This is a genomic window from Rothia uropygioeca (assembly GCF_004136585.1).
Taxonomy (GTDB): Bacteria; Actinomycetota; Actinomycetes; order Actinomycetales; family Micrococcaceae; genus Rothia.
This window is the reverse complement of record NZ_NOIR01000001.1, coordinates 535,270-558,319: the sequence shown is the minus strand read 5'-3', so window position 1 is coordinate 558,319 and position 23,050 is coordinate 535,270. Positions and strand designations below refer to the sequence as shown.

Genomic DNA, 23,050 nt, shown 5'->3' with positions numbered 1-23,050 from the left:
TACAGGAGCGACGGATGCCCCGGATCATTGTTGATGTCATGCCCAAGCCAGAAATTCTCGACCCTCAGGGCAAGGCTATCGCCCGCGAACTGCCCCACATCGGACTGAGCAGCTTCGCCGAGGTTCGGCAGGGCAAGAGATTCGAACTGACCGTCGAGGGCGACATCACCGAGCGTCACCTCGAGGAAGCTCGACAAGCCGGGGAAGAGCTCCTCTCCAACCCGGTGATCGAGGACGTCGTCAACGTTTCCATCGCGGAGGACTGACCATGCCCGAATCGCTGTCTTCCACAGAAGTACCTTTGATCGCCGATCTCTCTTCCGAGGTTTCGGACGATCGTCTCGCGAACGCTCGTGTCGGCGTCGTCACCTTTCCCGGGACCCTCGATGATCGCGATGCCGCCCGCGCCGTGAAACTCGCGGGTGGAACGCCGATTCCGCTCTGGTACAAGGACTCGGACCTGCAATCCGTGGACGCCGTGATCATCCCCGGCGGCTTCTCCTACGGTGACTACCTCCGCGCGGGGTCAATCGCCGCCAAGGCTCCCTTGATGCGTGAGGTTTACCGAGCCGCAACCGCCGGGGGCACCTCGGGTTCCTCCCCGCTGCCCGTGCTGGGCATCTGCAACGGTTTCCAAATCCTCACCGAGATGCATCTGTTGCCCGGATCGATGATCAAGAACGATCATCTCAAGTTCATCTGCAAGGACCAAAGGCTCCGTATCGAGTCCACGTCTACCCCGTGGACCGCCGAGCTGGAACAAGGCAGCGAAATCGTGGTTCCGCTCAAGAACCAGGACGGCCAATACGTCGCCGACGCGCAAACGCTTCGCCTTCTCGAGGAAGAGAATCGTGTGGTCTTCCGCTACGTCGACGGCAATCCGAACGGTTCACGCCAGGACATCGCGGGGGTTGCCAATGAACACGGCAACGTCGTCGGCCTCATGCCCCACCCGGAGCACGCCGTGGAACCGGGCTTCGGCCCGTCATCGTCCGGAACGGATGAGGTGGCGATGCGATACGGCTCGGACGGACTCCATCTGTTCACTTCTCTTCTGCGCCAGATCGTCGCCGCATAATCTCCCGAGCCGACACAAGGATTCACATTCACATGAACGAACAGCAGTTCAACCTGGACACCGTCGAGCATGCACAGTCCACCCCGGAGACTATTCTTCCCTGGGCCGAGCTCGGTCTGAAAGAAAACGAGTTCGACGACATCAAGAAGATCCTCGGGCGCCGTCCCACGGCCGCCGAGTTGGCCATGTACTCGGTCATGTGGTCCGAGCACTGCTCCTACAAATCGTCCAAGGTGCACCTCAAGCAATTCGACGCCAAAGTCACCGAAGAAATGAAGAAGGACCTCATGGTCGGTATCGGCGAGAACGCCGGCGTAACCGACATCGGCAACGGGTGGGCGGTAACCTTCAAGATCGAGTCCCACAACCACCCCTCCTATGTTGAGCCTTACCAAGGAGCCGCCACCGGAGTCGGCGGCATCGTTCGCGACATCATCTCGATGGGTGCCCGCCCGGTCGCCGTCATGGACCCGTTGCGCTTCGGAGCCATCGACCACCCGGACACCCAACGCGTAGTGCACGGCGTCGTCGCGGGCGTCGGCGGATACGGCAATTCCTTGGGCCTGCCGAATATCGGCGGCGAGGTCGAGTTCGACCCCTGCTACCAAGCCAACCCGCTCGTCAACGCGTTGGCCGTAGGTGTGATGAAGCATGAGGACATTCGGCTCGCGAACGCTTCCGGAGTGGGCAATAAGGTCATCCTGTTCGGTGCGCGAACAGGCGGTGACGGCATCGGCGGTGCGTCGGTTTTGGCTTCGGAATCCTTCGATGACGCCAAGCCGTCCAAGCGACCGGCCGTGCAGGTCGGAGACCCCTTCGCGGAGAAGGTTCTCATCGAGTGCTGTCTGGAACTGTTCAAGGACTCGGTCGTCGAGGGGATCCAGGATCTCGGCGCGGCAGGGATATCCTGCGCGACGTCGGAGCTCGCCTCCAACGGCGAGGGCGGTATGCACGTAGACCTGACCAAGGTTCTGCTGCGAGACAGTACTCTGACTCCCGGCGAGATCCTGATGTCGGAATCCCAGGAACGCATGATGGCCGTCGTGACCCCGACGAATATGGCCCGCTTCGAAGAAATCATGGACAAGTGGGACGTCGAGTACTCGGTGCTCGGTGAGGTCACCGACTCGGGCCGCCTGGTCATCGAGTGGAACGGCGAGGTCATCGTGGATGTCGATCCGCGGACCGTGGCCCATGAGGGCCCCACGTACGAACGCCCTTATGAGCGCCCTTCATGGCAGGACGAGACCCAAGGCGACCACTTCGTCGCTTCTGAGGCCGGCTCGGATCGTCCCTCGGGTCCGGCTCTGGGCCAGGCCGTCATCGATCTCATGGCCTCGCCCAATCTGTGCTCCAAGGAATGGGTCACCAACCAGTACGACCGCTACGTCCAGGGCAACACCGCGCTCTCCCAGCCGGACGATGCCGGCGTGATTCGCATTGACGAGGAAACGGGACTGGGCGTCGCCCTGGCCACGGACGCAAATCCGCGATACACGTATCTGGACCCGTATGAGGGTGCCAAGGCCTCCTTGGCGGAGGCTTACCGCAACGTGGCGACCGCAGGCGCCAGACCCGTTGCCGTATCCGACTGCCTCAACTTCGGTTCCCCTGAGGACCCGGCCATCATGTGGCAGTTCGCTGAGGCCGTACGCGGTCTGGCGGACGGTTGCATGGAGCTGGGCGTCCCTGTGACCGGAGGAAACGTCTCGCTGTACAACCAGACCGGCGGCCGCGCGATCAACCCCACCCCCGTCGTCGCGATGATGGGCGTCATGGACGATGTAGCTCGCCGCACCCCGTCGGGCTGGGCACCGACCGAAGACGGCAATGCGATCTACATGCTCGGAACCACCTATGAAGAGCTGGATGGCTCGGAATGGGCTCGGTTGAAGGGACACCTCGGTGGCCGGCCTCCCCGCGTTGACCTGGCACAGGAGAAACTCTTGGGGGACATGCTCGTGAACATGTCCCGCGATGGCATGATCGATGCCGCACACGATCTCTCCCAAGGTGGGTTGGCAGCCGCCTTGGCTGACTCGTGCCTTCGTTTCGGCGTAGGCGCAAGGATCGGATTGGGCGAGATCGCCGAACGCGACGGCGTGGACGAATTCACGATGTTGTTCTCGGAATCCCAAGGACGCGCGATCTGCTCCGTGCCCCGCACGGAGGAAGTCCGATTCAAGGACATGTGTACCGCACGCCGTTACGCGTTCGCGCGCATCGGTGTCGTGGACGCCGTCAACGATGCCTTGGATTTGCAGGGCATCGCCAGCGTCGGGCTTCCCGGACTCCGCCAGGCATGGTCCGACACTTTGCCAGAGTACTTCGGCTAAGCACCCCGGTAAGGCATTGCGGCATGGCCCTGTCGAACATCCCGTGTTCGGCAGGGCCATGGCGCTTGTCTGGGCTACGATCGGTCACAGCGTGTTGACGAGGATTGTTGCGATCACGATCGATCCGGCACTGACGCTGGTGAAACCGCCGATCAACATAGGCGGAAGAATCCGATCCTGGACCGCCTTCTGCAATTCAGGATCCTCCGAAGAGGACCGGGCGACCTCGGTCGTAATGAGGTAGTCCGCGGGAAAGCCGAACATCGCAGTGAGTGCCACGGGCATGCCCAAACGTATGTCCCAGCCCAGGAGCTTCGTCGCTATCGCGCCTCCTACCACGATGCCGATCATTCCGACCAGAAGAATCAATACGACAGCTCCGAGAGACGTCACGATCTGCGATAGCGAGGCGCTCATCAACGGCGCCGCAACGATGACGATGATCGCGACCATGCCCAGTGAGAACGCGTTGGCCTTCTCCAGTGAAGCCCGCGGCAAGACTCCCGACCACACGCACAAGATCCCGAGTCCCAGGCCCCAGAGGCTGTAGGAAACACCCGTGATTCCTTGCATGTACATGGCCAGTGCGCCACCAGCGACCACCATGAAGAGCAGGACGATCTGGTTTTCGCGCACGGAAGCCGGCAGCCTGACCAGCGTCTTACGGTTTGCCTCGGCTTGTGCCTCGGGAGACAGCTGAATCGCTCCGGTATCGGGATCCCGGGTGACTTTGACCTCGCCGCTTTCGATCAGACGACGAGCGTGCCCTTTCAGGAAGAAAGCCGTCAGGGGCATTGCGGGCAAGGCTTGGAGCATCAGAACCAGGGGCGGGATGGCCGCCAAGGTGGTCATCCCGGCGGATGTAAGCCCCTCGGTCGTCAGCAATGTCGAGACGATTCCGCCCACCAGAGGCCCTGTCCCGGCAACAGCCGTGCCATACCCAAAGAGCAGTCCCACGACCAGCAGAATCAACCCTGTTGCGCACGCCATACCCGCTACGGAGATGATGATGGGACGCCACTGCTGTTTCAAGGACGCGATGGGAAGCAAGGTTCCCATGTGAACCATGATCGCGGGTTGCAAAATCGTTCCCATGCCGACGAATAGCGAAGCTTCGGCGATTTGGACGGGAAATAAGCCAGTCTGGGTCAGCGCGGCCATTGCAATCATGGCGACGAGGAGTGCGGGTATGCGAGCCCGAGTCGCGGCCGAGATCAACTCGCCCAAGGCGACGCAGGCCAGGAGAACCACGGCGGCGTACATAGTGTCCATGGGTTTTTCCGATCTGTCATGAGCTGTGAAGGGATTGCTGAATCGAACGGAACGGCGACGGATGTTATCTACATCACCTTCTGGCGCGGTATGCCCGACACTAACACCTCCTCGTTTCACACAGATGACGGGTCGTCGGAATTACAGGCAGGTCTACTCCGACCACAGGGGACACGCCCGTAAACTAATGAATGCACGTTGTGAACCACGAGGAGATCGATGCCAACTCGCACCAAGGATGCCCAGCCGCGACTCTCGCGCGTCGACGACGCCGAGCTCGCGAACACGGGCTTATCCGCCGAGGAGGTCCTCGAACGCACCGAGCTCGGCCTGACGAATCATCAGCCCAACACCACTTCGCGAAGTGTGTGGGCCATCGTCCGCACTCACCTGTTCACGCTGTTCAATCTCGTGCTGGGCATGTGCGCGGCCGTCATCATCATCCTGGGACGCTGGCTCGATCTCCTCTTCTCCCTTGCGGCCCTGGCCAACATCATCATCGGATTCGTTCAGGAGTTCTCGGCCAAACGCCAACTCGACAAGATTGCTTTGCTCCGCCAGGATCCCGCCCGCATCCTGCGCAATGGTGCGGTTTCCCAGATCAAACTCGAGGAGATAGTTCTCGACGACGTCCTCCTCCTCTCCCGTGGCGACCAGGTTCCTGCCGACGCCGAGGTTCTGACCGCGGACGGTTTGGATCTGGACGAATCACTCCTGACTGGCGAGAACGATCCGGTCGTCAAAAAACCGGGCGATAAAGTCTATTCCGCCTCGTCCGTGGTCGGGGGCTCCGGGCGGGTCCGCGTGACGGCGGTCGGCGAGCGCTCGCACGCGTCACGGCTAGCCAAGGAGGCGCGGCAGTTCGCGCCGATCAATTCCGAGTTGCGCGCCGCAACCGAGCGAGTCGTCAAATGGATCTCGATCGCGTTGATCCCGATCATCCTGGTGGTGCTCAACGGCCAGATGCAAGCGGTCGGCGGCTGGCACCGCGCTCTCTCGACCGGCAGCTGGGAGGACGCTCTCGTCGTTGCGGTCTCGTCGGTTGCCTCGATGGTCCCCCAGGGCCTGGCGCTCATGACCACGATTTCCTTCGCCGTTGCGGCGGTCAAGCTTGCCGCCGACGAGGTCCTCATCCAGGAGCAGCCCGCAGTGGAAGTACTTGCCCGGGTGGACACGGTGTGTTTCGACAAGACCGGAACCCTTACCGAGGGTGGAGTTACTTTCGACCGAGCATATCCCCTGGGTTCGGCCGCTGATCTTGAGGAGCAAGCCCGCGCGGCCCTGGCCTGGTTCGGCCATGATGAAAATGCCAACCCGACCGCGGCCGCTCTCGGGGAAAGTTTCGACTCCGTTCCGCAGCACGAGCCGAGCGGAGTGCTGGGTTTTTCCTCGGCCAACCGCTTCTCCGGCGTGGAATTCGCGGATTCAGGGGCCTGGCTGCTCGGTGCCCCCGAGGTTCTCATCTCCCCCGGTGAAACGCGGGATCGCGCCACGCAGCTCGCATCCGAGGGGCTCCGGACCATGGTCCTGGCCCGTGCCGACGCGCTGACCAGGGACGACGATGCCCGGCCGGTACAGAAGCTGCCCGACCATTGGGATCCTGTCGCGCTGTTGACGTTTCGGGAACAGGTCCGCTCGGACGCCAAGGAGACCCTTTCCTATTTCACCGGCCAGGGAATCGATCTGAAGGTCTTCTCGGGGGACAACCCCGCAACCGTCGCCGCCGCGGCACGGTTGGCCGGCATGAACGTCGAAAAAGGCGCGATCGACGCCTCGGATCTTCCCGACGACGGACCGGCCCTCGCCCAAGCGGCCCTCACCCACCACGTGTTCGGCCGGGTATCTCCTCATCAAAAGAAGAACATGGTGGTAGGGCTTCGGGAACATGGCCGCGTCGTCGCGATGACCGGGGACGGGATCAACGATGCGCTGGCACTCAAACACGCCGATCTCGGCATCGCGATGGGCAACGCCGCCCCCGCGACGAAGGCCGTTTCCCGGTTGGTCCTCCTGGACGGAAAATTCTCCCGGCTGCCTTCAGTGCTCGCTGAAGGCCGAAAGATCATTGCGAATATCGAGAGAGTGACCAACCTTTTCCTGACCAAGACGAGCTTCGCAGTCATGATGGGTGTGGTCCTCGGGTTGCTGGCGTGGAAATTCCCCTTCCTGCCCCGGCAGTATTCGACGGCGGACCTGCTCATCATCGGTGGACCTTCCTTCATCCTGACTATGTTGCCGAATAATCGCCGTTACGTCGGAGGGTTTTTGCGCCGGGCGCTGCATTTTGCGCTACCCAGCGCCGTGGTGGTCACACTGTGCATTGTGGCCGTGAATTTCTATTCGAAGTACGTGGATCCCAGCGGGATGCAGGTCCAGCAACAGATCCAGACGGCGAACTTCATCGTCCTGGTCCTCGTCGGTTTGTGGATCCTCTGTGTCGGCTCTCGTCCCCTGACGCCTGCGCGGTGGGCGCTACTGATCAGCATGTACGTCGCTTTGGTCCTGGTCTTGGTCATTCCGTGGTCGCTCATGTACCACGAGTTCCAGGTGCCCGAAGCGAACCTGCTGTGGGCTTCTTTCTCCATCGCGGTGGTCGGCAGCGGACTCGTCGAGCTGAATTACTGGTTGCATCGACGGTGGATGCGGAGGCACCAGTCCGAGGCATTCCGCGCGGGGGTCTTATCGGGCGAGGTCTAAAAGGCCGCGCACCGCACGTTATAACAAGCGGGGCGAGCTGCGCCTTGTCCGTGTGACTTACCCGTTGCGCAGGTTATGACGTACGGGTAAAGTAATTCCAGGTTCGGCGGACATCGCCGAAATATCAGGGTTGTTACTGACACAGCAGGCAAGACCTGAGTCGCATTGCTGGTCCCAGGACCAGCGGCTTCATCGCGAGGCGCAAAGGCATCGAGGCATTCCATGCTTCGTACCCGCGCCCGTCGCCCAGGACCGTTCACTACGGAACCTAGGTCGTAAGCACCGTGCGGCTCGGGTCTTTTGTGTTTTAAGACGCCGGCCCCACGGCCGGTTGATTCACCGAGGAGTCATCCGTGGACTATCAGAAAACGGCGAAGTCCGTCCTGGACGGACTGGGTGGTGCCGACAACGTCGACTACTTCACCCACTGCGCGACCCGTCTCCGGGTCACCATCAACGACAAGAGCAAAATCAACAAGCCTCAGATCGAGAAGACCGACGGTGTTCTGTCGGTGATCGAGCAGTCCGGCCAGACCCAGGTTGTCATCGGCAATGAAGTAGCCGAGGTCTATGGAGAAATGTCCAAACTGCCCGGCATGGACAAGGAAAGCGGTTCGACCGCGTCGAAGACCAAGGCCGCGGGGCAAGGGAATGAGAAGAAAGCGGGAATCATCACCCGCATGTTCGATGTTCTTTCGGATTCGTTCCGGCCCGTGCTCTGGGCGCTTCTTGGTTCGTCGATGATCCTCACCCTCATCGTGCTGCTTCAGCAGCTCGGTGTATTCGGCCACTACACGAACTTCGCCGGTCAGGTGGTCAATGTCGACCTCGTCAACGGCCCCAAGGTCGGGGACGACGCCGCGAACGATGCCCTGCTCAACGACTGGCGCTCGCAGTTCCCGTTCTGGTTCATTCTGCTGGGCGCGGCCATGTCGGTTTTGAACTTCATGCCGATCTTCATCGGCGCGACGGCGGCAAAGCGGCTTGGCGCCAATATGTGGGTGGGCGCGGCCATCCCCGCTGCCCTCATGACGGATGCTTTCCGAGGCTTGGCAGAGATGGCCGGCAACGCCGACCACATCACCCTCTTCCACATCGGCGGTTGGGGCGTTCCGCTCTACCTGTTCAATTACACGGGACAGGTTTTCCCTCCCCTGTTCGCGGTCGCGGTTCTGGCGCCGCTGGAAAGATTCCTCAAGAAGATCATCCCGAACATGCTTCACATGGTCTTCGTCCCGATGATTTCGATTCTGATCATGGTTCCCTTGACTGCCCTCATCATCGGGCCGATTGGCGTGAACCTCGGACTCGGCATCTCGAACGTGTTCCAGTGGCTCAACGACATCAACCCCGCTATCGTGGGCGTCGTCGTCGCCGGTTCATATCTGTTCATGGTTCCGCTCGGACTCCACTGGCCCCTCAACGCAGTGATGATCTCCAACCTCTCAACCCTGGGCTACGACTTCATCCAGTCCCCCATGGCCGCGTACAACTTCGCCGTCTTCGGCGTGGTCACCGGCGTTGCCATTCGTGCCGCTCGTGACAAGGAGCTGCGTCAGGTTGCCACGGGAGCCGCGGTCTCGGGTCTTCTCGGAGGCATTTCAGAGCCATCACTCTACGGTGTGGTCCTACGCTACAAGCGGGTCTTTCCGCTGATTCTGGTCCCGGCCATGATTGCCGGCGGCCTGATCTCCTGGATGGGCGTCAGGTCCTATGCTTTTGCCTTCACCTCGTTGCTGTCGATTCCCGCAATGCAGCCGATACCGCTCTTCGCGATCGGCCTGGCCATTGCATTCTTCGGTGGTTTGGCAGGAGTGCTGATCTTCGGTTTCCGCACCCGCGAGCAACGCGAAGCCGATCTCGCGAAACAGAATCTCGCCTCGGATGAGGTTCCCACGAGCGAGAAAACCGAGAACGTTATCGAGAAGGATCATCAAGACTCCGAGGTCGCGCGCTCCGAAGAACGCACTCCGGTCGGCGCGGGTGTAGGTGCTGCCGCGGCCGGGTCGACCGCTGCTTCCGCCGGGACCTCGGCTCCGGTGTCAGCCGCATCAGCGGAGCAGACGGGCCACTCAACCTCGCAACCGGCGGCGGGTACTGAGCTGACAGTTGGCGCTCCACTAGAAGGCGAAGCCGTCTCCCTGTCGGAAGTCCCCGATCCGATTTTCGCCGCCGGTAAGTTGGGTCAAGGCGTGGCAATCAAGCCGAGCGCCGAAACAGTTGTGGCTCCGGAGGCCGGCAAGATCATAGCGACACCTACCTCCGGCCATGCACTCGGTATCCGGTTGGATTCGGGGGTCGAACTGCTCATCCATGTGGGCATCGATACCGTGAACCTGGGTGGCCAGGGCTTCACACCCGAGGTGTCCAAAGGCGACCGGGTCGAGGCGGGGCAGAAGCTGCTGACGTTCGACCGCGAGGTCATCGCCGACTCCGGGTATTCGTCCATCACCCCCGTGCTGGTCACCAACACGCCCAAGTATGCGAGCGTCGAAGGCATCCCTGCGGGTGCCGCGTCCTTGGGGAGCCCGGTAATCCGGATCGTCACCAAGTAGCCTTCTGACGGTACGGCAACGGCCCGGCGTCCCATGGGGGCCGCCGGGCCGTTGTTGCACGGGTGAAATTCAGTCTGAGGACGCGGAGCCCTCGAGGAGCTGACGCTGTTCGGCTGAGATGCGAACGATCCTCCCTTCCGGTTCGTTGAAGAATGCCAAAACGGTAGAGGCATCTACACAACGCTGACCGGTTCGAGCATCGTAGATTCGGTATTCGATCGCCAAACTTGCCGCAGTGATCTTATCCACCCAAACCTCTACCCGAGCAGGCGTCCTGCTGTACGGAAGCGGGGCACGGTACTTGATGTGGTTCTCAGCAATCAACGCCTGCGTTCCGCGGGGAAGCCGGGTGAAAAGCGGAATGGGAGCGTCCGACTCTTCCGCTCCCGGAGCCGCCGGTGGCGGGCCGAATGCTGCCACGCGGGCTTCCTCCATGATGCGCGCGATCTGCACGTTGTTGATGTGGTGGTACGCATCCATGTCGCCCCAGCGAAGGGGCACATTTACGGTGAGGATTCGAGAACTCATCCTTCCACCTTATCCATTGGAGGGAAGGTTGGATTTCAATCCCGCCGTGCGTGCGAGAACGCACCGATTCCGCCCCTCGGGCGGCGCCCCAGGAACGGAACCGGTACGTTCTCGCACGTACCGACATCGGTCATCAGCTCGGATTGGTTACGGTCCAGCCATTGGAGAACTTCTGGTAATACTGGCTTCCGTTCCAGATCCGTTCCGTTGTCGGGTACCCGTACCCTCGCTCATAACCGGCAGCCATCCATTCCTTGCCGATCTCGCCCCAGGTGTACACCGCATGGGTTCCGGTGCCGAATGGAGTCCAGTACACCGTGTAGCCGTTGGAGAAGGTTTGATAACAGCCGCCTCCGACCAACCCGCACGTCTCCTCGTTGACCGGATACCCATAGAACCGCTCATACCCGGAAGCCATCCATTTATCCCCGATCGCACCCCACGTATATACCGCGTGGGTTCCCGTGCCGTTCGGGGTCCAGTAGATGGTGTATCCATTCGAGAAAGTCTGGTAACAGCCGCCCTGGACCAAACCGCACGTCTCGTTATTGACCGGTTCGCCGTATTTGCTGCGGTTTGCGTTCCACTTGGCACCGATCGCCCCGGAGAGATTGACCCTTCTCCCATTCGCCGACGTGTAATACGAGCCCCCCGTATCACCACCCGGATTTCCTGGGGAGCGGCCACCGACCGGCTTGTAACCCGCGTTCCTGACCAAGTCGGACAGTCCAGCTGCGTTGCCGTTGAAAACGTTCGAATCCCCCGAATAGGGCCCGGAAGCGCTGTATTGCCAGATGTCGTAGGTACTCCACCCGGCGGGCATCGGTCCCGCCGTGGACGAATAATACGAGATATCCAGCGGCATAGAGTTGAACTGATTGGTGTTACCGGTGCAAGAAACCCACCAGGAGTAGTTCGTGTAAATCACCGGATACCGTCCGGTTCGGTTCTTGTACTGTTCCGTGAATGATGTGATCCACGAGTTCATCTGGCCTTGGGACATGTTGTAACAGGTGTTGCCCAGACTCGGATACGGATTGAACTCGATATCCAGCATTCCGGGCATCGTTCGACCGTCCGCGGTCCAGCCACCGCCGTTGTTCACGAAGTAATCGGCCTGCGCCGCCCCGGAAGACTGGGAGGGCAAAGCAAAATGGTAGCCACCACGATACATTCCCGCGTTGCTGGCTCCGGTGTACTGAGAAGAGAAAGTGGGAGAGGTGTAACCAGTCCCCTCACTGGCTTTGATGTAAGCGAAACGAGCCCCGTTGGCGTATTCGGAATTCCAGTTGACGTTGGGCTGCCACCCGGAAACGTCCATCCCCTGGATTCCCGACGTCGCCGCGGTTTGCCCTACCCCTGCCGATGCGGCTGCACCCGCGACTTCCGGGGCAGCGTTCTTGGTCACCGCTTCGCCTTTGAGCGCTTTCTGCATGTCCTGGTGAGCTGATTCCGCCGATGCCGGAGACAGATGGTCCATCTGGTCCATGGGCTTCTGAGTCTGCCCCATCGTCGCACCCGGATTCTCGCCCCCGGTGACAGGGGGATTCGCACCGAGGGTCGGTGATTTGAGGACATCCCGCTCGGGGACAAGGCTCCTGACCTGTTTGTTTTCGGTACCATCGGTTTCATTCGCCAGCGACGACGTGCCGGTCGAAGTCGACTCCGGTACGCCGTCGACCGCGAAAGCAGGCGCATGGATGCCCAACAACCCCATGCATAAGGTCAGTGTCAGAGCCCCTTTGGCCGTTCTTTTCAGTCCTAATGCGGAAGGGGGACGAAGAGTTATTGTCATGCGATTGATTCCCTTAAGGCCGGCCCGGCACGATATGGGTCGATACAGGCAATTGCCTCCCCTATCGGCGCGGGTGAATGATCGTGGGGTATTCCACGGATCAAGATTAGCGCCGACCAACCGCTCGTCTCGGTAGAACTACACGTCAGTTTTCGTTGCGAGTTCCGCCTCGTCGAATGCGTCTTTGTCACTGCCGACAAACCGGCGCACAAACGCGTAGTAAATAATCGTCAGGAAAGCGTAGAAACACACCGCGACAATGCCCGGCAGGCGCATATCAGGACTCGAGAACACCGCGGCAAAAATGGCCACCAAACAGATGATGCCGATAATTGCCGTTGGTACTCCCCCGATCAATCGGAATTCTGCGGAAGCCCCGTTCCGGCGCCGGTAGCTGATGTAGGAGAACAGGATCAATGTCCACACCACGAGGATGAACGTGGTGATCACCGACATCATGATCAGGAAAACGTTCTCGGTGACCAGGGCAAGGACGATGACCAGAAGAATACCCACACATGAAATGGCCAAGGACCGTACAGGGCTGCCCAGCTTGGTCGTTCGCTGCAGTCCGCGAGGCGCCATGCCCTGGTACGACAGCGAATGAATGAGGCGCGTCCCGGCATAGACGTTTGCGTTGGCTGCGGAGAGCGCCGCGACGAGAACAATGAAATTGATAATCGCTGCTGCCGCCGGGATTCCGACCTCGGAGAAGACCATCACGAAGGGACTCGATGACAGGTCACCGGTGCCCGCGGCCGCGGACCACGGCATCAGCGCCATGACCACGAATAGGGCCAATACGTAGAACGTCGCAAGACGCCAGATCGTTGCCTTGCCGGCGCTGCGGACGGAGCGCACAGGGTCCTTGGCCTCCGCAGCGGAAATCGAGATGAGCTCAATACCGCCGAAGGAGAACATGACCACTGCCATGCCCAACCAGATCGAGCTCGGACCGTTGGGCATGAAACCATGTTCGGTCAGGTGCCTCGTCCCCTCGGCTGGGTGGCTTGGAAGACCGAAGAACACGATGATCAGACCGATCACAATGAACGCAATCACGGCGATGACTTTGATACCAGACAGGAAGAATTCGACCAGGCCGAAGGACTTCACACTGTATGCATTGAGGGAAATGACGACGACGGCGAAGACCAGGATGCCCGCCCAGAGCGGGAATTCCGGCCACCAGAACTTGAGATAAGTGGCCACGGCGACCAGTTCGGCGCCGGCAACACACACGGTCGTCGCCCAATAGGCCCAACGGGTCACGAAGCCACCAAAGGGACCGAGAAACCGGCCCGCCATGGTTCCGAAACCGCCCCGAACGGGGAATTTGACCGCCATTTCCCCGGCCGCGCAGGCGATGATCGCCGCAATCAACGAGCCGATCGCATAACAGATGATGACCGCAGGCCCGGCCACGCCGATCGCCGCTCCCGAACCCAGAAAAAGTCCCGTGCCCAGGGCGGAGCCCAACGCGATCATGGTCATCTGCTCATGAGACAGCGAGCGCGCGAGCGCGCCATCCTTCGTATTCTTTTCCATTGAGCTGCCCAGGGCCTTTCGCGTGAATTCGAGTGAATATCCCGTATTATCGCGCGATTGCACCGGGTTACGCACACTGGATTCCACACTTCAAACAACGCAAGAACCCGGAGGGAAGCAGGTACTCATTGCTGAGGTGTGATGAACTAGTGCTATGAGTGCTTCTTCGAGCTATACGTCCACGCCTCCCGTGCCAGGATCGCACGGTTGGGTTCGAACGAGCGCCCACACTGCGTACCTGACCGTCGACAATCCCAGCGCAATGACGCTGGAGGGCACGAATACCTACGTCATCGGCGACTTGGGAGAAACCTTCCCACCGGCTCCGGGTCAGCCGAAGCCGCAGGCGGTCGTCGTCGATCCCGGCCCCCGAGACCAAGGGCATGCCCGCGCTGTCACCGCCGCCGTGGATGTCGCCCTGATCGTGGTGACCCACTGGCACGAGGACCACATCGGCAACGTTCAATTCTTGCGCGAGCTCACTGACGCACCCGTCCGTGCGTGGGATCGATCGCTGTGTGTTGGGGCCGGACCGCTTCAGGACGAAGAAGTATTGCGGGAAGTCGACGTCGAGATCAGCGTATGGCACGCACCGGGGCACACCTCCGATTCGATCTGTCTCAGCATTTTCGACGACGGCGTGATCCTGACGGGGGATACGATTCTGGGCCGCGGCACCACAATGCTCGACTACCCCAATGGCGATTTGGAGGACTATCTCGATACCCTGCGGGTGTTCAAAGATGAGCCAGGCTTCACGGTACTGCCTGCTCACGGCCCGCACGGCGAATTCCTCGAAGAAGCTTGCGAGCGCCTGTTGGACCACCGTCTCAATCGAATCCACGAGCTGCGCCGCCGTCTCAAGGCGTCCAACGACGACCTCGGTCCCTCCGCATCGGCGCTGGCCTCCGATATCTACGCGCATGTCCCTGAGGAAGTGCGCGGGCCGGCCGTGAAAACCCTCAAGGCCCAGCTCGCGTACCTCATGGACATCGGAGAAATAGCCGGATTTACCGATTGACCGCACCCGGATACGTGGGTTCGTGCCGTTTGAACCAACCTATAGTCGGGTACGTGATGGGCAACAGGACAACCTCGATGAGGCACTTGTAGAAGTAGCCGACGATGACGTAATTAGCGAAATCACCGAATTGTTCGATGCCGAGGATCGGCGCCGCGATCGTGCAGAAGATCAGGGTATCGGCGAACTCTCCCACCAGAGTGGAACCGATCAGGCGAATCCACATGAACCGCTCACGGGTCCATTTCTTGATCAGCGCCATGATCCATGCATTCAGCAGCTGCCCGACCAGGAAGCCGAGCAGCGAGCCACCGATGATTCGGGGCACCGGCCCGAGGACGGCTTCGAAGGCCTCTTGGTTCTCGTAGAAATCAGCCGAGGGCAGCATGATCGTGATCCAAAAACACAGGGACGCGAAAGCCCCCGCGCAGAAGCTCGTCGCGATCGCCCGACGCGCCGCTTTGAATCCGTACACCTCGGTCACCACGTCACCCAAGACGTATGCGAGCGGGAACAGGAAGAAACCGCCGTCGGTCAGAATGGGCCCGAATGCGACACCCTTGGTCGCGCCGATGTTCGACAGGATCAGCAATACGCAGTACAACGCGAGAAGTAGGTCGAAGTAAGTCCGCGGGCGCTTCGCGTATCGGGGCTGAGCCGGTCGCCAAGGCGTCCCGCCTTCGGGGCTCGGGGCTGACGGCCTCGCCCGTCTGCCCTGTCCGGATGGGGTGGACTGCATGCTGGTCACCAATCTGTATTGACGCGACCTCTCGATTCCGAGAAACCGTGGTTCGACTGTTCCGAAGTGAAGGCCTTCTCAGCCTTCGAGGCCCGTCTGCCACCCGAGCCGTGAAAATCTTACCTGTCGGCTGGATAATGGGTACATGACTACGACTACTCAAACCCCTGTTGCGATGACCATCGCGGGTTCCGAAGCCACCGGTGGCGCCGGGGCTCTGGCTGACATCAAGACGTTCCAGGCCCTCGGCGTCTCCGGGTGTCTCTCCTTGACCTGCATTGTGTCTTTCGACCCCAAAAACGACTGGGGGCATCGCGTTTTCCCGATCGATCAGCAAACCCTCGCAGACCAGTTGGAGGTCAACACGGCCGTCTACGATCTGGACGCGGTCAAGATCGGCATGCTCGGTTCGCCCGCAACCATTGAGACCGTCGCCTCGACTTTGGTGCAAAACAAGCCCCGGAACATCGTGCTGGACCCGGTGCTGATCTGCAAGGGCCAGGAGCCCGGTGCGGCCTTGGACACGGATGAGGCTCTCAAGGCCAAAATCCTTCCCTTGGCCGACTTCGTGACCCCGAATCACTTCGAGTCCCTCTCGCTGTCAGGAATGGATGAGATTTCCAGCGTCGAGGATTTGGAAGAGGCCGCCAAACGGATTCACGAGCGTTCCGGTGCTGCGGTACTCGCCAAAGGCGGCGTAAGGCTCGCGGGACCGGATGCAGTTGACGTGTTCTATGACGGCAAGACCTTGAAGGTGTTGTCCGCACCCAAGATCGGTGAGGTCGCGGTTGCCGGGGCCGGATGCTCACTTGCGGCCGCCGTGACCGCCGAACTTGCCAAGGGTGCTACGCCGCTCGAGGCGGCGGAGAATGCCAAACGCTTCGTCAGCCAAGGCATTGAGGCACGAATCAGCTCCCATGCTCCGTTCGATTCGTTGAGGCAGATCAACCAAACCTCCTGACGGTACGCACGTGGCCACGCCGGAAGGAATCCGACCTGGCCACGTGCGTACGCTCGGAAGGAGGTCAAGAAGCCACTGAGCGCAACCTCGGCCCCTCCACCGGGAGCAGATCCGTATACGCCGCAACCGGCCGGCCCTCGTCGTCGAATTGGGCTCCCAGGCCGAGCTGGATAAATCTGGTCGTGTGCCGGATACGTTCGTCGCGAGCTTCTTCGTCTTCGTTCTTGCCGCGGTCCGCAGCCGAACTGAGCGATCCGTGCACCAGCTGCGCAAGCTCGGTGATGTCCGATTGGGCCAGGTATCCCTGGTCTATGCAGGCCGTCAGGATCCTCGCGAGCACAGCTTGCAGTTCACCGACGTGATCCCCGAGCTTCTCGAATGCCTCCGGAGACAGCACCGACCTCATGGCAGGCCCGGGCGGAAGATGACGACGGGACATGTCCTCGATCTGCATGCGAACGTAGACCGCAAGTTGGTCCACCGGGTTGGTGACGCTGGTCAGCTCCGTACGCAGATCGTTGATGAAACGTTCGGTCTCATCCAGCGCATATGCAACCAACAGCTCGCCCATGTCGGCGAAGTAGTTGTATACGGCGGTTCGACCGATCCCGGCGTTCTTGGCAACGTGGGTCATGGTCAAACCGGTGAGACCGCGGGTATAGAGGAGCTCCCCGAAGGATTTTAGGATCGCGTTCTGGGTGTTCTCTCGCTGGGCGGCATTGGAGGCTGCGGAGATACGAGGCATATTGACAGTATAGGACCGGTTGTCACTAAATAACGAGCCGAGAGGCGATGTCTCAGTGACCTGCCAGGCGGCATTCAGCTTTCCCACTTGTGATTTTCTTCCGGGTCGACGGCCTCTGCGTCCAGGTCGAGGATGCGAGCATACATCACGGGGCGATGCTGCAAAGCTGTTCGCAAGGCACGGTGCACCCCTTCTTCGAGGTACATCCGGCCCTCCCATTTGACGACATGAGGGAATATGTCCCCATAAAAGGTGGAATCCTCCCCGAAGAGGGTCGAAAGGTCGAGCATCCTCTGCGTGGTGATCAGCTGATCGAGCCTCACCTGCCGCGGGGCGAGCATGCCCCACTCCTTCTGGCTCTTGAACGGATGCGCGGGGTATGGCCGCGTCTCCCCGACCGCCTTGAAGATCATGAGTTCCATGGTAGTACCGCCCACTGTGTTCTGCGTTACTTTTCACGCTGAGCTGTCTACAAATGCCCTTGCCACTCCGGGGTAACGAAGAGTCTTGCCGGTCCGCGAATGGGGGGGCAGGCCCCCCAGCGCCCAGCCGTGGGCGTCGGCCAAGCGCTCGGTCGTCACAACCTCCTCAGGGTGCCCCGGCGCCATTACCCGACCCTGACGGAACAGGACAACTCGGCCGGCATGAGCCCCGGCGACGTCGAGATCATGCAGAACCACGGCCGCTTTAGTCAAGACGAACCTTGTTGCGGTCGAAATAATTTGGTGACAAGATGTCACCACCATGTTGCTGACACTTTGTCAGCATCTCGATACACGGAGACCCCCTTGAAATCAGCGCCTTACACCCCTCCGAACCCCGATGACGCGCCGAACGAAGACACCAGATTTTCGGCGGTTGTTCGCGCCCGTACCGCGGAAAGGCATTCCAAGGCCGAGCACTCGACCTTCATGTCAGATCTCATGGAAGGGAGTCTGGATGCTGCGGCCTATACCCAACTCCTCACGCAGTACGAGTACATCTACGAGGCTCTCGAGTCCGTCGCCCACCGCTTCCGCCAGCTCGACGACGAGCTGACTCGCCCTTTCAACCAACCAGGGCTGGACCGCCTCGCATCGATCCGACACGACCTTCGGCAGTTACGAAAGCCGGGTGACGCGATGACCCCTTGCCTAACCTCGACGAACGATTACGTGGAACGAATCAGGCAGACCGCAGCATCGCCCGAGCGTTTCCTGGCTCATCATTACTTGCGGTACTTGGGCGATCTCTCCGGCGGGCAAGCGGTTGCCGCGCTCATGGAGCGCCACTACGGCGTGTCCAGTGAGGGATTGAGCATGTATCGCTTCGAGGAGCTCCCCAAGCCCAAGATCTTCAAGGACCAGTACCGCACCCTCCTGGACGAGGCGCCCATGTCCGAGGAACAGCACCAAGCCTTTCTCGATGAAGCGGTCCTGGGCTTCGATCTGAACGCCCGCGTCTTCGATGACCTGGCGGCCCACCGCGAGCGCGCAGGTACCACAATCTAGCCTCGATCTCTCCTTAACGTACGACGCCGCCCGCCCACCATCCCTCAAGGATGGTGGGCGGGCGGCGTCGTCATGGAGCCCAAGGCCCGAGGTGCGATCCCGGGCGTACGGACAGCCGAGTTACTTTCGGTGGATATTCATCATCGAACCTGTTTCCGGAAGGGGAAATTCACCGGTCCGAGGGCGAACCTCATCTTCCGAACCTGCCCTCGATTCCGCACCATCACTGTTGCCGGATGAAGCAACGTGGCGCGGAGCCGACGACTCGGTCTCACCCTCGTGCGAAGCTCCCTCGGAGGAACCCTCGGCCTTGACGTCCTCGGTTTTTCCGGAGTCGGAGACGCTGGTTGCCAGTGCCTTCTCGCGGATGAACAAGAGGACGAGAGCCGCAAGAATACCGAGCGGAGCGATCCACAAGAAGATCGGGACGAGGGCGTCGTTGTACGCTCCCACGACGATTCCCTTGATCGGCTCCGGAAGGCCGCTGACGAGCGCCGGGGTCAGCGAGTTGGACCCACCACTTCCGGTAGCGGACATCGCCTGTGGAGGCATGCGGTCCTCGAGGAACGTCTTCAGGCGCGAAGTGAACAGGCCGCCCACCAAGGCCGAACCCATGGTCGCACCGACCTGGCGGAAGAAGTTGTTGGACGCCGTCGCGGTGCCGACCATGCTGATCGGGAACGAGTTCTGCACGATGAGCGTCAGCAGCTGCATGGACATACCCAAGCCCAAACCGATCACGGCCAGGAAGATGCAGATGATGTAGGCCGGGGTATCAACCTCGAGGTGGGACAAGAGGAAGAGACCAAGAGCCAGCAGAACCGAGCCCACGACGGTGAAGGCCTTGTAGCGGCCGATTTTCGAAACGATGAAGCCGACGGAGATCGACGTAATGAGCAGCATGCCCATCATCGGAATCATGAGCAGACCGGCTTCGGTCGCATCCACGCCGAGAACCATCTGCATGTACGTCGGCATGTAGCCGACGGCACCGAACATACCGATGCCCATGCACAGGTTGGCGATGGTGGTCAGGTTGAAGTTGCGGTCCTTGAACAACGCGAGCGGCATGACCGGCTCGGTCACCTTGGACTCGATCGGAATGAAGATTGCCACGCAGACGACGACGGCGATCAGCAGACCGATAATGGTCGGCGAATTCCAGTCGTACTGGTTGCCGCCCCAGGTCATCGCCAGGACCAGACAAGCGGTTGCCGCACCAAGGAACATCATGCCGAACACGTCAATCTTTCGACGTTGCTGGTCCACAGCCTTATTGGTGTGCGGGATGAGGAAAATGGTTGCCGCGAGCGCGAGGACTCCGAGCGGAATATTCATCCAGAAGGCCCAACGCCAACCGGGCCCTTCGGTCAACCAACCACCGAGCAGCGGGCCGGCAACGGATGAGAACGCGAAAACACCCATGAGGGCGCCCATGTACTTACCGCGCTCACGCGCGGGGATGACGTCCGCAATCACGGACTGCGAGAGGATCATCAACCCGCCGCCGCCGAGGCCCTGCAGGCCACGAGCAATGATGAGGGTCGTCATATTTTGGGCGACAGCGCCAGTTATCGAACCGGCTGCGAAGGCGAGGATTGCAAAAATCAGCAGAGGCTTGCGCCCCCAGAGGTCGCCCAGTTTTCCGTAGGCCGGCATCATGATGGTCGAGACCATAATGAACGCTGTGATGACCCAGCTCATGTGCTCGACGCCGTTGAGCTCGCCGACGATGGTCGGCAAGGACGGAGAGAGAACGGTCTGGTTCAGCGACGACATCAGCATGATGATCATCAGGCCGATGAAGAGCAAGGGGATATTGGTGTTCGGGGTGGGTCGGCCGAACCCTTCCTTCTCCGCAGAATGCGCAGAACTCAATGTCCCCGTCTGGGGCGATGCGGACCCGCCGTCTGCGGCTCCGGAGTCGGTCGTGCCACCCCCTGGGGCGTGACGCGGTGTGTAGGTGGTACTCAACGGGGCTCCTTGACGATGGTGGAGAACAGATTCACTGTGCGGTTGATGGATGCGGCAAATTCTTCCCGGGAAGACCGTGCGCCATAGTCGACGTATCGGAGAACCGCGGTGGCCATGAGGATGATCGCGCGAATGCGCTCTTCCTGCTCCGGCGCCGGGTCGCTGTTCTCGTCCTCGCGAGGCACGAACTGTCCGGTCTCTTGATAGACCGACCAGTCCATTCTCAGCAAGAAATCCTTGAGCTCCTGCTCGCAACGAAGCATGTGGATTTTCATGCGTTGACGCATGTACTCCCCGTCTTCGACGAGTTGGCCCATGACCTCCTTGAGGTCACCTGCGAAGGAATCGTACATGACACGAGCCAAAAGCTGGGCGGCCTGTGCGAGAAGACCGCCGGAGTCGCTCGCTTGAACGCTACCGAGTATTTCCTGGGTCATTTGCGGAGGACGCAATCCGATGACGGCATCCTCCTTGGTTGCGAAGTAATTGAAGAACGTACGCGGCGAGACGCCGGCCTTTTCTGCAATCAACTCCGCCGTGGTCTGCTTGATCCCCCGCTCGGACGCGAGCTCACGCGCGGCCTCGTGGATCGAGTCCCACGTCCGCGCGCGGCGACGTTCTCGGAGGGATGGTTCAGTGGTTTGCACTCATGCATTTTATGCAGTTCTGCAAACAGTGCACAACTGCAAATTTTGTGGCGTTGCTCTCAAAGGTTCGCCTTACTATATAAGTAGGCGATGGGCGCACGACGGCGCCGCGTGAAAATGACAGCCTCGTGGACCATCTTTTTTCACGCGGCGCCGTCGCTCGTGGAGCTCGTGGAAGTCGCCTTTTCTCGGACCGCCGACTCTAGGCGGCGTCATCTTCCTCGCCGGGACGCGCCGGGGTGTCCTCCGTGGACGGCTGGCCCACGTACGCACCCTTGTATGCCGCCGCAGGGTGGTTCTCGTCGATGGAAACCTGCCCCTGACCGAAGAGGTTCTCCCGGAATGTCGAGCCTTCGTACGAGGTGCGGTAGCGCCCGCGCTTCTGCAGCTCGGGAACAACGAATTCCACGAAGTCTTCGAATGAACCCGGAGAGACGTGGTACGCGAGATTGATACCGTCCAGCCCTCCTTCATCGATCCAGCGTTCGAGCTCGTCCGCAACCTTTTCCGGGCCGCCGATGATCACATCGCCCATGCCGCCAATCGCGCAGTGCTTCGCAATGTCCTCTCGGGTCCATTCCTTGTCCTTGGACTGCAGAGTAAATGGCGTGAGGAAGGACTGGATCGAGTCGGTCTTGATGTAGTTGAGCACCTCATCCTCGCCGAATTGGGAAAGGTCCACTCCTGACCAACCGCCAATGATCGCCTGAGAAGTCTCGGTTGAAACATACTTCAAGTACTCCTCGTACTTTGCCTGGGCCTTCTCGTCGGTCTCGTCCACGATGACCGAGAGCATTGCGAAGATCTTGACGTCATCGCGCTGACGACCGGCCTTCTCTGCCTCGTCTCGAATCTTGTCCGTCATGAATCGGGTGAGGTCCGGTCGAAGGCCCCCGACGAACACGGCTTCGGCGTGCTTGCCCGCAAAAGCCTGCCCCCGCGACGAAGCCCCTGCCTGAAAGATCACCGGTGTGCGCTGACGGGAAGGCTCGGTCAGACCGGCGCCCGGGACGGTGAAGTATTTGCCCTGGTGTCGAATCGGATGGACCTTAGCCGGGTCCGCGTAGACGCCGGACTCTCGATCCTTGACCACGGCGTCGTCCTCCCAGGATCCTTCCCACAGTTTGTAGCAGACGTCGAGGAACTCGTCGGCGATCTCGTAGCGCTTGTCATGCTCGATTTGGCGCGGCAGTCCCTGATTCTCGGCCGCAGAGGGGAGGTACGAGGTCACCACGTTGAATCCGACGCGCCCTTTGGTCAGGTGGTCGAGCGTCGCGTATTTCCGGGCGAGAGTATAGGGCTGCTCGTAGGTCACGGCGCTGGTCACGCCGAAACCGAGGTTTTCGGTCACGGCCGCCATCGCTGAAATCTGCATGAACGGATCGTTGACCGGTACCTGTGCACCGCCGCGGATCGAAGGTGCCGCGGAGTTCTTGTAGACGTCGTAGATGCCCACGACGTCGGCCAGGAAGACCCCGTCGAACAACCCTTTCTCTAGGGTTTTGGCGAGGTCTGTCCAGTATTCGATGGTGTTGTACTCAGTGGCACGCGAGCGAGGGTGGCGCCACAGATCAAAGCTCTGATGACCCACGCACGTCATATCAAAGGCGTTGATGGCGATGCGCTTCTTTTCCGACATCGGGATTCCTTTCGGTGCATGGAGG

General features: G+C 60.7%; 18 protein-coding genes. 8 read left to right on the top strand and 10 right to left on the bottom strand.

Going from position 1 to position 23,050, the window contains the following annotated elements:
* Positions 1–14 precede the first annotated feature (14 nt).
* Genes purS through purL form a run of 3 tightly spaced genes read left to right on the top strand, consistent with a single transcriptional unit; the run spans position 15 to position 3,414 of the window.
* Positions 15–266 (top strand): phosphoribosylformylglycinamidine synthase subunit PurS, encoded by a 252-nt coding sequence (gene purS, locus EWR20_RS02420; protein WP_129358648.1) that lies wholly within the window; start codon positions 15–17, stop codon positions 264–266.
* 2 nt (positions 267–268) lie between these two features.
* Entirely contained in the window at positions 269–1,078 is an 810-nt protein-coding gene (purQ, locus tag EWR20_RS02415) for a phosphoribosylformylglycinamidine synthase subunit PurQ (protein WP_129358646.1), read from the top strand.
* Positions 1,079–1,110: 32 nt separating this feature from the next.
* Positions 1,111–3,414, top strand: coding sequence for a phosphoribosylformylglycinamidine synthase subunit PurL (gene purL, locus EWR20_RS02410; RefSeq protein WP_129358644.1), 2,304 nt, complete (start codon positions 1,111–1,113; stop codon positions 3,412–3,414).
* Between the two features lie 84 nt (positions 3,415–3,498).
* Here purL and EWR20_RS02405 read toward each other — a convergent pair whose 3' ends face one another.
* Positions 3,499–4,686, bottom strand: coding sequence for a hypothetical protein (locus tag EWR20_RS02405; RefSeq protein WP_129358642.1), 1,188 nt, complete (start codon positions 4,684–4,686; stop codon positions 3,499–3,501).
* A 219-nt stretch (positions 4,687–4,905) separates the two neighbouring features.
* Between EWR20_RS02405 and EWR20_RS02400 the strand changes: the two genes are divergently transcribed.
* Positions 4,906–7,383, top strand: a complete 2,478-nt coding sequence (locus EWR20_RS02400; RefSeq protein ID WP_129358639.1) for an HAD-IC family P-type ATPase — start codon at positions 4,906–4,908, stop codon at positions 7,381–7,383.
* Positions 7,384–7,736: 353 nt separating this feature from the next.
* A complete protein-coding gene (locus EWR20_RS02395; RefSeq protein WP_129358637.1) occupies positions 7,737–9,938 on the top strand; it encodes a glucose PTS transporter subunit IIA in 2,202 nt (733 codons plus the stop codon).
* 69 nt (positions 9,939–10,007) lie between these two features.
* Here the strand turns inward: EWR20_RS02395 and EWR20_RS02390 are convergent, their stop codons facing one another.
* From EWR20_RS02390 to EWR20_RS02380, 3 genes are all read right to left on the bottom strand, one after another.
* Positions 10,008–10,466 carry an acyl-CoA thioesterase gene (locus EWR20_RS02390; protein WP_129358635.1) on the bottom strand — a complete coding sequence of 153 codons (459 nt, stop codon included), beginning with the start codon at positions 10,464–10,466 and terminating at the stop codon, positions 10,008–10,010.
* 133 nt (positions 10,467–10,599) lie between these two features.
* The gene (locus tag EWR20_RS02385; protein WP_129358633.1) at positions 10,600–12,261 is read right to left on the bottom strand and encodes a GH25 family lysozyme; all 1,662 of its coding nucleotides are present in this window, start codon (positions 12,259–12,261) and stop codon (positions 10,600–10,602) included.
* A 138-nt stretch (positions 12,262–12,399) separates the two neighbouring features.
* The gene (locus EWR20_RS02380; RefSeq protein WP_238147523.1) at positions 12,400–13,809 is read right to left on the bottom strand and encodes an amino acid permease; all 1,410 of its coding nucleotides are present in this window, start codon (positions 13,807–13,809) and stop codon (positions 12,400–12,402) included.
* A 154-nt stretch (positions 13,810–13,963) separates the two neighbouring features.
* On the opposite strand from EWR20_RS02380, the gene EWR20_RS02375 reads away from it, so the two are divergent.
* Positions 13,964–14,830, top strand: coding sequence for an MBL fold metallo-hydrolase (locus EWR20_RS02375; RefSeq protein ID WP_129358631.1), 867 nt, complete (start codon positions 13,964–13,966; stop codon positions 14,828–14,830).
* Here the strand turns inward: EWR20_RS02375 and EWR20_RS02370 are convergent.
* A complete protein-coding gene (locus EWR20_RS02370) occupies positions 14,820–15,569 on the bottom strand; it encodes a queuosine precursor transporter (protein WP_129358629.1) in 750 nt (249 codons plus the stop codon). The genes EWR20_RS02375 and EWR20_RS02370 overlap by 11 nt on opposite strands.
* 145 nt (positions 15,570–15,714) lie before the next feature.
* Here EWR20_RS02370 and EWR20_RS02365 point away from each other — a divergent pair, with 145 nt between their 5' ends.
* Positions 15,715–16,530, top strand: coding sequence for a hydroxymethylpyrimidine/phosphomethylpyrimidine kinase (locus EWR20_RS02365; RefSeq protein ID WP_129358627.1), 816 nt, complete (start codon positions 15,715–15,717; stop codon positions 16,528–16,530).
* A gap of 64 nt (positions 16,531–16,594) precedes the next feature.
* Here EWR20_RS02365 and EWR20_RS02360 read toward each other — a convergent pair whose 3' ends face one another.
* Together EWR20_RS02360 and EWR20_RS02355 are read right to left on the bottom strand one after the other, a co-directional pair.
* Complete coding sequence (locus EWR20_RS02360) at positions 16,595–17,275, bottom strand: TetR/AcrR family transcriptional regulator (RefSeq protein WP_129358625.1); 681 nt, start codon at positions 17,273–17,275, stop codon at positions 16,595–16,597.
* A 74-nt stretch (positions 17,276–17,349) separates the two neighbouring features.
* Positions 17,350–17,688, bottom strand: a complete 339-nt coding sequence (locus EWR20_RS02355) for a type II toxin-antitoxin system VapB family antitoxin (RefSeq protein ID WP_129358623.1) — start codon at positions 17,686–17,688, stop codon at positions 17,350–17,352.
* Between the two features lie 375 nt (positions 17,689–18,063).
* Here EWR20_RS02355 and EWR20_RS02350 point away from each other — a divergent pair, with 375 nt between their 5' ends.
* Positions 18,064–18,765, top strand: coding sequence for a biliverdin-producing heme oxygenase (locus tag EWR20_RS02350; protein ID WP_238147522.1), 702 nt, complete (start codon positions 18,064–18,066; stop codon positions 18,763–18,765).
* Positions 18,766–18,885: 120 nt separating this feature from the next.
* Here EWR20_RS02350 and EWR20_RS02345 read toward each other — a convergent pair whose 3' ends face one another.
* From EWR20_RS02345 to EWR20_RS02335, 3 genes are all read right to left on the bottom strand, one after another.
* Positions 18,886–20,643, bottom strand: a complete 1,758-nt coding sequence (locus EWR20_RS02345; RefSeq protein WP_371811968.1) for an MDR family MFS transporter — start codon at positions 20,641–20,643, stop codon at positions 18,886–18,888.
* A gap of 92 nt (positions 20,644–20,735) precedes the next feature.
* Positions 20,736–21,386: a TetR/AcrR family transcriptional regulator gene (locus EWR20_RS02340; RefSeq protein ID WP_129358621.1), complete on the bottom strand. Its 651-nt coding sequence runs from the start codon at positions 21,384–21,386 to the stop codon at positions 20,736–20,738.
* A gap of 202 nt (positions 21,387–21,588) precedes the next feature.
* A complete protein-coding gene (locus EWR20_RS02335; protein WP_129358618.1) occupies positions 21,589–23,025 on the bottom strand; it encodes an LLM class flavin-dependent oxidoreductase in 1,437 nt (478 codons plus the stop codon).
* Positions 23,026–23,050 lie beyond the last annotated feature (25 nt).